The sequence below is a fragment of the Rhodococcus sp. MTM3W5.2 genome (genome assembly GCF_001984015.1).
Taxonomy (GTDB): domain Bacteria; phylum Actinomycetota; class Actinomycetes; order Mycobacteriales; family Mycobacteriaceae; genus Rhodococcus_G; species Rhodococcus_G oryzae.
Genome location: NZ_CP019572.1, coordinates 2,259,291 through 2,268,297, shown reverse-complemented (window position 1 = coordinate 2,268,297; position 9,007 = coordinate 2,259,291). Strand labels below are relative to the sequence as shown.

General features: G+C 66.5%; 9 protein-coding genes. 3 read left to right on the top strand and 6 right to left on the bottom strand.

What is annotated here, in order from left to right; genetic code table 11:
- Nucleotides 1-42 precede the first annotated feature (42 nt).
- Together BTZ20_RS10510 and BTZ20_RS27210 are read right to left on the bottom strand one after the other, a co-directional pair.
- Nucleotides 43-483, bottom strand: coding sequence for a tail fiber domain-containing protein (locus BTZ20_RS10510; RefSeq protein WP_223263714.1), 441 nt, complete (start codon nucleotides 481-483; stop codon nucleotides 43-45).
- Nucleotides 484-497: 14 nt separating this feature from the next.
- Nucleotides 498-638, bottom strand: coding sequence for a hypothetical protein (locus BTZ20_RS27210; protein ID WP_169310410.1), 141 nt, complete (start codon nucleotides 636-638; stop codon nucleotides 498-500).
- A 588-nt stretch (nucleotides 639-1,226) separates the two neighbouring features.
- Between BTZ20_RS27210 and BTZ20_RS10505 the strand changes: the two genes are divergently transcribed.
- The gene (locus tag BTZ20_RS10505; RefSeq protein ID WP_077041318.1) at nucleotides 1,227-1,871 is read left to right on the top strand and encodes an FHA domain-containing protein; all 645 of its coding nucleotides are present in this window, start codon (nucleotides 1,227-1,229) and stop codon (nucleotides 1,869-1,871) included.
- Here BTZ20_RS10505 and BTZ20_RS10500 read toward each other — a convergent pair whose 3' ends face one another.
- The 3 genes from BTZ20_RS10500 to BTZ20_RS10490 all read right to left on the bottom strand — a co-directional run bounded on the left by BTZ20_RS10500 (nucleotide 1,872) and on the right by BTZ20_RS10490 (nucleotide 6,231).
- Complete coding sequence (locus BTZ20_RS10500; RefSeq protein ID WP_077041317.1) at nucleotides 1,872-2,840, bottom strand: alpha/beta fold hydrolase; 969 nt, start codon at nucleotides 2,838-2,840, stop codon at nucleotides 1,872-1,874.
- Between the two features lie 206 nt (nucleotides 2,841-3,046).
- Complete coding sequence (locus tag BTZ20_RS10495; RefSeq protein WP_077041316.1) at nucleotides 3,047-4,999, bottom strand: HNH endonuclease signature motif containing protein; 1,953 nt, start codon at nucleotides 4,997-4,999, stop codon at nucleotides 3,047-3,049.
- Nucleotides 5,000-5,646: 647 nt separating this feature from the next.
- Complete coding sequence (locus BTZ20_RS10490; RefSeq protein WP_145982269.1) at nucleotides 5,647-6,231, bottom strand: hypothetical protein; 585 nt, start codon at nucleotides 6,229-6,231, stop codon at nucleotides 5,647-5,649.
- Nucleotides 6,232-6,662: 431 nt separating this feature from the next.
- On the opposite strand from BTZ20_RS10490, the gene BTZ20_RS10485 reads away from it, so the two are divergent.
- Nucleotides 6,663-7,235: a carboxymuconolactone decarboxylase family protein gene (locus tag BTZ20_RS10485; protein ID WP_077041314.1), complete on the top strand. Its 573-nt coding sequence runs from the start codon at nucleotides 6,663-6,665 to the stop codon at nucleotides 7,233-7,235.
- The gene (locus BTZ20_RS10480) at nucleotides 7,232-8,095 is read left to right on the top strand and encodes an RNA polymerase sigma-70 factor (protein ID WP_077041313.1); all 864 of its coding nucleotides are present in this window, start codon (nucleotides 7,232-7,234) and stop codon (nucleotides 8,093-8,095) included. Before BTZ20_RS10485 ends, BTZ20_RS10480 begins: the two co-directional genes overlap by 4 nt.
- Before the next feature lie 11 nt (nucleotides 8,096-8,106).
- On the opposite strand, the gene BTZ20_RS10475 is transcribed toward BTZ20_RS10480, so the two are convergent.
- On the bottom strand, nucleotides 8,107-8,964 hold the full coding sequence (locus tag BTZ20_RS10475) for a hypothetical protein (RefSeq protein WP_077041312.1): 858 nt from the start codon (nucleotides 8,962-8,964) through the stop codon (nucleotides 8,107-8,109).
- Between the last annotated feature and the right edge of the window lie 43 nt (nucleotides 8,965-9,007).

The following is a 9,007-nucleotide window of genomic DNA, read 5'->3' as shown; positions in this document are numbered from 1 at the left end:
AAACGCTCCGGCTGGAATGTTGGTAGCCACCGCGGGCCCCTTTCAGAGTTCCTCACGGGCCGAGCGCAGCTGCGCCACCTCGGTCTCGAGTTCGACGAGGCGCCGATGGAGTGCCTGGATAGAGGCCATACACACCCCGTTCGCATCGGCGACGGAGATCCGCCGGTCCGTGGATCCCAGCCCGAACGCTGCGGCGAAGTCCTGTGCCATCGGGCCCATGTGGCGCACCGACGGGTGGTCGAACCCGTAGGTCCACACGCTGAGCGGCATCTCGGCGAGGCGTTGGAGGACCTCGTCGGCTCCGGTGGGCACGGACCGGTCGGTCTGGACCCCGCGCCGGCGGCTGAGGGCCGAATTCAGCCAGGCCAGCGGGTGCCGGATTCGCGCGGAAAGGCGCGCACGCGCTCGCCCCTGGCCGGTGTCCACCCACTGGCCAGGGGCGTCCTGCGCGCGCTCGGTGCTCGCTTTCATGGCTTCGGTCACCGAATCGCCTCGGTTCAGTCCGTGAGTTCTGTGACGTCGTGCTTGATGGTCGCGTCGCTGAGCAAGAGCCCGAGCCCGAGCCCGATCGCTCCGAGTCCGAGTCCGAGCCCGATACTGAGCGCCGCGCCGCCGAGTCCGATTACAAGTCCGAGCATGATTCCTCCTGATTGTCGTCTGGTGTCGGAAGTCCGCCGATGTGCCGAACTTCCTGTTGTGAACACCTACAACCCTGATTCATCGATGCGGGCGCCGAAACCAACCCAAGGGGTGGTGACGCCCACCCTTCCCGAAACCCATGCGGCGGAACCCAACGGCTGAAACAGCTGTGCCACAAGAGAGTTGATGCCTCTACCTTGTCAGGGCGTCATCAGATCATCACCAGAAATCCTGTGCGTGAGCGTGCTGCGGTGACCATGGGCGCCTGAGCTCCCCGACCGCTGGCTCGGTCCCCGATCGGGACCGACTCCGGGACGTGATGTGCGCCTGCCGCCCGCCGCTCGAATAGGCGGGCGCCGCGCCGGCGGGTCTGCCGGCCTGCACGTACGCGTTCATCACAACCACCTTTGACGCAGGTCTATCACGATACGCCGAAGCCCCTGTGCGGGGTCAGCGGCGAGTTTTCCGATTCAACCCTCACGAAAAAGTATTCGACGTGGTCGAGGTGGGCGTCAAGGCGATCAAGATTGTTCCTTACCGCAGCTATCGAGAATTCGATCTTGCTGCGCGCACCTCCGGAGGGCACGATGGAACCGTGCCCTGGGGTTGTCGTGGACCGAGCAACTGAGTCTCGCCTGATCTACTCAGACAGGGAAGGTCGACAGCACAAGCTGGACCTCTCCCCCGATAACCCACGCCTGACCGTCGGGCGCTCACCCGATTCCGGACTGCCGTTGACCGCCGACGAGGAGGTGTCGCGGCTGCACGCGGTCATCGAATGTGTGGGCAGCCACTGGACCGTCGTCGACGACGGTATGTCCCGCAACGGCACCTTCGTCAACGGTGAGCGGATCACCGGGCGCCGACGTCTGCGCCAGGGCGACAGCATCAGGATCGGCGGAACCCTGTTGACCTACAACGAGTTCGGCGGCGCGGTCGACGACGCGACCATGGTCGCCGCGAACATGCCGAACGTGCGATCGTTGACCGAGACACAACGCGCGGTGCTGACCGGGCTGTGCAGGCCGTACAAGCACGGGGCGACGTTCGCCAATCCGGCGTCGAACCAGCAGATCGCCGCGGAACTGTTCCTCAGCGTCGATGCGATCAAGACGCACCTGCGGGCACTATTCGCCAAGTTCGATGTCGAGGACCTCCCTCAGAACCAGAAGCGGGTGCGGCTGGCCGAGCTGGCCATGCAGAGCGGCATCATCAACGAGCGCGACCTGTGATCAGCCGGCGTTGGCGAGGATCCCCTCGTCCGCCGTGGTAGCCGACCCACCGTGACCTGCGCGGGCGACGAGCGCGGCCACCGCGTGTGCGACCTCGGCCGCGCGCTCCAGGATCACCGAGTGACCCGCCCCGCTGATGCGCACGAGCTCGGAGGCCGGCAGCCGGGACGCGATGGCTGCGGAGTGCTCGAACGGGGTCATCACGTCGGCGTCGCCGCACAGGACCAGCGAAGGGATCCCCACAAGGGAGGACAGCGACTCCGACTCGTCGAAGCCGATCAGTGATTCCAGGAAGCTGGACATCGTGACCACCGAGGTGTCGTTGACCATCGCGGCCGCGAGCGCGACGACCCGCGAATCCACCCTGCGGCTGCCGCACCCGATCACCCGGACGATGCCTGCGCACAGCATGCGGCTGAGCTGCTTGGAGCCCTGCATCACCCGCGGCGCCCTGCGGACGGCCTTACGGAAGGCGGAGACCATCGGGGAGTGCAGGAGCCGGCCGAGACCGGCCTCCGTGAGCCCGTTGGCGGCCGATGCGATGAACGCCATCCCGACGATCCGCGAGCCGATCGAGTCCGGGTACTGCCGTGCATACGCCAGGGCCGTCATCCCGCCCATCGAATGGCCGATCAGCACCACCGGGCCCTCGGGTACCACCGTGCGGATGACGGCTTCCAGGTCGTGTCCGAGCTGGTCGATCGTGTAGGTGTCGACAGGGCCGTGGCCGGAGTCGCCGTGCCCGCGGTGATCGTAGAAGACCATGCGGACGTCGGCGCCCCAGGAATAGGACAGGTATTCGCGGATGAAGGACCACGATTCCGTGCGCAGGCAGTGACCGTGCACGAATACGGCAGTGATGGGGGCATCCACCCGACCGAACTCCTGGACGGCGAGGGGGACGCCATCGTCGGCGAGCACCGTGATGCGGCGACCGGAATGATCTCGTGCGCTCGGCGTGCTCAACATTGCGTCCTCCGTACCTGGGTTCGTCCTGTTCCGCCCTCTTCTGCGGTTACATACCAATCTGCTATCTGCGGTGATACGGAGCCAGCTACCCAAGTACTCGCTATATCGACCTGAGGGTGCAGTTTCTTACACCTGGGGTGGAATCCGCGGAAATTCTGCTCGACTGGAGTCGTTCAAGGATGACTCGCGCGCGGCCCGTCGGACCATCACCACAGGGGTGGAAAACCCTCACCCTCAGAACGGCGGGGACGGAGCTTCTCGCGTGCGGCGATGATCGCGAGGTGTTCGGCGTGGTGGGTGCGGAGTTGTGCGCATCGGGCGAGGTGGCCGGGGTCGGTGATGGTGGCGAGCTGCGGGAGCGTCGGGGGTAGGTCGGTGGGTTGCATGTGGGTTTCCCACCAGGTCGGTTCGTAGATCCCGAGGTCGGGTGGTGCGGGTGGCGGTGGTGCGGGTGTCGGTTTCTGGATCGGTCGGGGTGTGGGTGTTGTGGTGCGGGCGCTGGGTCGTTGTTCGACCGGGAGCGGCAGGGTGATGCCGATGGTGCCGTGTGCGCCGATCCAGGCGATGACGTCGCCGTCGAGGCGGACGACGCGGAAGAGGCGGTCTGTCTTGGCTTGGTGGTGGCGGGTGCAGGCGGGTTCGCCGTTGCTCTCGACGGTCCAGCCGCCGGCGTGGGGGTTGTTTGGGTCGAATTCGATGATGTGGTCGAACTGGCAGTCGCGGGCTTTGACGGTGCAGCCGGGGAAGGTGCAGGTGTCGTATTTGTCGAAGACCGCGGCGCGGACGGAGTTGCTGGGGCGGTAGGTCAGGGCGCCGCGCGGCGGGTGGTCGAAGCCGCCGTGCCCGTCCGGGTATTGGCCGTCGAGCAGGGTCGGGTTGGCTGCGATGGCGTCGAGGATGTCCGTGATCCGAGGCTCGCGAGAGTTCGTACCCGGGGATGGTTTCGGTGGGTGGTTGCGCGGCGGCAGTTGCCCTGCGGTCCTGCGTCGCAGTCGGTAGCGGGTCGGGACCCCGGGCGTTGCGGTGGAGGCAGAGCTGTCCCCTAAACCGATGTTGCCCTTCAATTCTCGCGGCAGCGCACCGTTCGCAGGGCCGGACCGGTCGGGATCCATCGGGTTCCGGCCGTCACCCTGAGCGCCCGCCGGGTCAGGTAGCTCGTCCCCCACCCCCTCGACCGCCCCGACCTCGGCGTCACCGTCGGTGTCGATGTCGGTCTCTCCCTCATTACCGACCGCGGCGTTTCGTTCCGACTGGATACGTCTCGCATCGGCAATCACCGCCTGCCACGTCGCATCCCCGGCGAGCAACCGAACCAACTCCGGATCAATCGGCCCATGACCCTCCAGATGCCCGGGATGATCCGCCAGCCGCAGCAGGCTCTCCAGATCGATATGGATGTGGACCTCGGGCTTTGGCCGTTCAGGTCGCGGCAAATCCGCCGTCGGACACACGTCGCGCCCGCACAGGCAGTGCAGATAGGTCTCGCCGTGCACCAACGCCATGAACGCATCCGTGCGCAGGTTGTCGACCGTGCGGGGGTCCTCCCGGCAGACCGTGCCCGCCATCTCCCGGACGAACGAATCGAGGGTTCGGCCCTCCGCCGCGGTGAGGGTGGCATATACCTGGGCCATGCCGTGCAGGTCCGCGGTCACCGACACCCGCCGAGAGTGCCGCTCCCGCCGCTTGCGGAGTTCCTCCGCCTCCGCCGGATTGATGCGGATCAACTCCCGCATCACCTCCGCCGCCAACTTCTTCGGCGTCAGATACAGGGCCGCGTCCGCGAGGTGGCCTTCCATCCGTTCGAGAGTGGCATCGGAGATCTCCGCGGTCGCGTCGACGATCGCGAACACCCTCGGAAAGTCCACCCGCCCCGACACGAACACCGCACGAATCAACGGCAACCGCAGATCCAACGCATTACCCACCGCCACATACCGTTCCGCGGTGAACGCACTCACACCCAACGCCAGCGAGGTCTCCATCTCCGCCGACCGCCCCGCCCGGTAGGCGAACTCCTCCCCGAACAGATCCACCTCGTGCGCGAACTGCCGCCGCGCGAATGCCGCCGCCGTCAACACCTTGTGGGCGGCGGCGATGTTCTCCGCCCGCCCGTACTCCCGCAGCGCCGCCAACGCCGCCGCACCGTCCTCGAAATCCACCGGGCGCTCGTCGCCGCGGGCGCCCTCACCTGCGGCGCCACCCCGAAACCCCCGGCATCGAACATGTGTACGAGTCTACGCCCGGCCACCGACACGAACTGCGGGGCGAGCCACGAACACCCAGCACCAACGGATACGTCTATCGCCACGCAAGACGGCCTAGTGCAAACCTCGACGCCGAGCGCTGTCTCAAACACCAAGTCGCGAAACGTCCCTGGCGCACGATGCGCGAGGATTGTACGAACGTCTCGGGGTCCCGCCAGCCGCATGGCTACTGCGGATTGAGTCTGGATAAATGTCCAAAGGTGACATTACCGCGGCAAACTGGTTGGTACCGTTTCGAGCACGAGCCGGCCGGGGGGCGACTCCAAGGCAGGCCTGTTTACTGCCGCGCGTGATCCAGGGGGAAATTGGCAGGCATCATCGCGCTTATTGTTGGATTCTTCGCGATCCTTGGCATCGCAGTCAGCCTGATGGTGTGAATCGCCACCCTAGTTGGCAGAGCGGTCACCATAGTTGGCAAATTGACAGGTAGTTGGCACAGCGTCGGTCGAGATCGTCGACCACATGGCTCCCATCCTGTCGAGTCAGGTTCGACAGCGACTGGAGGGGCCGGGGTAATCTAAGTCGGTGTCCTGGTGGACCGATCAGATCGATTCGGCGCTATTTGCCGACTCGACGAACCGTGACCAGTACGGCACTCGCACGATGATGGGTGAGAGCGTTTTTCGTCCCTGGCCGAATGGCAGTTCGTTGGTCAAATACTCGACGAGGTTGGCCCCGTAGTAGATGATGTCGGTTTGCCACGCGGAGAACACCGGCGATCCCGCCGGGGAGGGCGCTGCGGGGGTGAACCGGTGCCCGAAGATCGGGACGAGGCGAGGCCACGTCGCTAGTTCTCGGCGCACGGTCGTGGCTACATCCTCAGGTGCGCAGGGTAACTCGCCCCAGGATGCAGGCCAGAAGGGTGGATTTTGGTTCAGTGCGTCGAAAATGAACCCCTCGGCCACCCTGTCCAGCCAGGTCCTTAACTCGAGGTCGCTACCATTGCGCCAATCCGGCCAGCGGTCGCCCAGCGGTAGGGCTGTCGCGAGGAGACTGTGGTGGTCCGGGTTGAATCGGAATCCGAAGCGTTCGTCGATCGAGTCGAATTCGGCGTCGGTCAAGCCGGGACCGAGTTCGATCCCTGCATCGTCCAGCAGTTTCGCCGCGTCGTGCCCGAGTTGTCCCACTCGAAGATCATCGCAGAGCAATGGCTCGGCCGAACATTTCGCCCTTAGTCTGTGCGGCCATCGGGTTCTGAATCTGCGCATGCGCGGCCGATGCCGAACTTCGGGGTCAGCCATCGCCGACCGAACAATTACCAACTTCGATGACCACGATCGCGCTCTCTCATCGCCACGCTGGTTGTCACACCGCACGTCAGTGCTCCGGGGATTGCCAACAGCGCTGGCGATTCACAGATGGAACGGCTGGACAAGCGAGAACATGGACGACCAGATGACCTAGATCGCTGATCCAGCTGGACGGTTCTTCGTACTCGGGGCTTCCTCTGCGCCGGGCCGCCGGGCATGCATTTCGATCGCCGAGTAGGCGCGTAGGTGTCACATTCAATCCTCCGCCGGTGTCTTCATGCCGAGAGCAAGCAACCGGAGGAGGAACGATGACTACCAGGATCCCGAGGGCCGAGCTGACCGGCGTCTACGGCGCGATCGTCAAGCGGATGTCCCGCAAAATGTTCGGCGAGGTACCCGAGCCGGCCGAGGTGGCATGGCACAACCGCAAGGTGCTGAATTTCAGCTTCACCATCGGTCGCAAGGCGCAGAAGTGGGATCAGTGCGACGAGAATCTGAAGACATTCGCCCACATGGCGGTGGCCAGCATGGTCGGCTGCAGCTTCTGCCTGGACCTCGGCTACTTCCAAGCCAACAACGACGGGCTCGATTTGACCAAGGCACGCGAGGTGCCACGCTGGCGCGAGTCCGACGTGTTCACGCCGTTGGAGCGGGAGGTCATGGGATACGCCGAGGCGATGACCCAGACCCCGCCGACGGTGACCGACGAGATGTCCGCACGGCTGCTCGAGCAGCTCGGCGCACCCGCGCTGGTGGAGCTGACCGCGTTCATCGGACTGGCGAACCTCTACACCCGAAGCAACACCGCAATGGGCATCACATCGCAAGGATTCTCGGCGGCCTGTGGCCTCAAGCCCCTCGCCGTACGCTCGAAGTCATGACCGACGACCCGTTCGTCACACACCGCAGCCTGCTCTTCACGGTCGCCTACGAGATGCTCGGCTCCGCCGCCGACGCCGAGGACGTCGTCCAGGAGACCTGGCTGCGCTGGGCCGACGTCGACCAGACCGAGATTCACCACCCACGTGCCTATCTGGTCCGGATCGTCACCCGACAGGCGCTGAACCGGCTCCGGTCGGTGTCGCGCCGCAGGGAGGAGTACGTCGGGGAATGGCTGCCCGAACCGCTGCTGACCAGTCCCGATGTGGCCGAGGATGTCGAGCTCGCCGAGAGCGTCTCGATCGCGATGCTCACCGTGCTGGAGACCCTCGGTCCTGCCGAACGGGCGGTGTTCGTGCTGCACGAGGTGTTCGAGACGCCGTACCAGGAGATCGCCGAGGTGATGGGCAAGACCCCGGCCGCGGTCCGTCAGATCGCGCACCGAGCCCGCGAGCACGTCGCCGCGCGGCGGCCGCGGATGCAAGTGGACCGAGCCCAACAGCTGGCGGCCGTCGAAAAGCTGATGGCCGCCCTCTCCACCGGTGACGTACAGGGACTGATGGAGGTGATCGCGCCGGACGTGGTGGTGATCGCCGACGGCGGCGGCATCGCGGCGGCGGCGCGCAAGCCCATCGTCGGGGCCGAACGGGTGGCGGCTTTCCTGTCCCGCGCGGCAAAGTTCCCGGACTTCGTGACCGCGTCAACGTTCTTCAACGGCATGCCGGGAATTCGGATCGACGTCGGCGGCGAGGCCACCGCGGTGAGTGTGGTGGTCGAGGACGGCCGGATCACCCGGATATACGCAATCCGCAACCCGCACAAGCTCGAGCGGCTGGGCACGGTGGCGGAACTGCGGCGCTGAGGATCGCTCACCTACCCGAGCTCGCCGAGACGCCGCTCGGCCTCCTCGACCCGCCGACGGGCGCCCTGCAGGTCGCTCTCGCTCCGCTTCGAGGCCGCGTCCGCAGCAGTCTCCGCACTGCGCGCGAACTGACGTTCCTGTTCGGCGCGCTCGAGTTCGCCCCTGAGCGCGGCGATCCGGACGTCGATCTCTGCCGTTCCTTCCGATGCGTGTTCGAGTTCCGCCCGTGCGCGCTCGGCGGCCGCGGTCACCCGCTCGAGGTCCGCGGTCGCCTCGGCGAGCTCGGTTCGGGCTCCGGCCAGCTCGTCTTCGTCGACCACCGCAGGCTCCGTTGCCTCCTGCCCCGGCTCCGGCTTCGGGGCAGCAGGTTCCTGGTCGGCGACCACACTCAGCCCCGCTGGCCCGAACCCGCTGTAACTGGCCGCGGTGACAACGCGGCCCCCACGGACCCGGTCCGCGACCTCGGGATCCGCGAGCGCCGCGTGCAGGGTCTGCCCGACCTCCCGTAGCGAGCCCTCGCCGACCTTCCGCCCGCGCTGCGCCGCGAGCCGACCGGCCCGCCGGGCGAGCGCGCGGACGACCTGCTGCCGCTGCGAGGACAGCTGCCGCAGGTCCTCGCCGGACAACTGCCGCTGGGCGTCGCGCAGCTCCTCGCCCAACCGGAGTAACGCCGCGACCTCGTCCGGCGACTCGCGGGCCAGGAGATTGACCACCCACCCGACCGTCGTCGGCCTCCGCAGCCCGGTGATCGCGGTCGCGAGCGCCCGGTCCCCGTCCTCGCGGGCCTCGGCGGCACGCGCCGTCCTCTTCTCGACGAACTCGGCGGGGTCGAGGGCGTAGAGCTCGTCGGTGACATCGTCAAGATCCACCTCTCGATCCTGTCACCGTCGCCGCCGCGCCGCGGTCGACCCA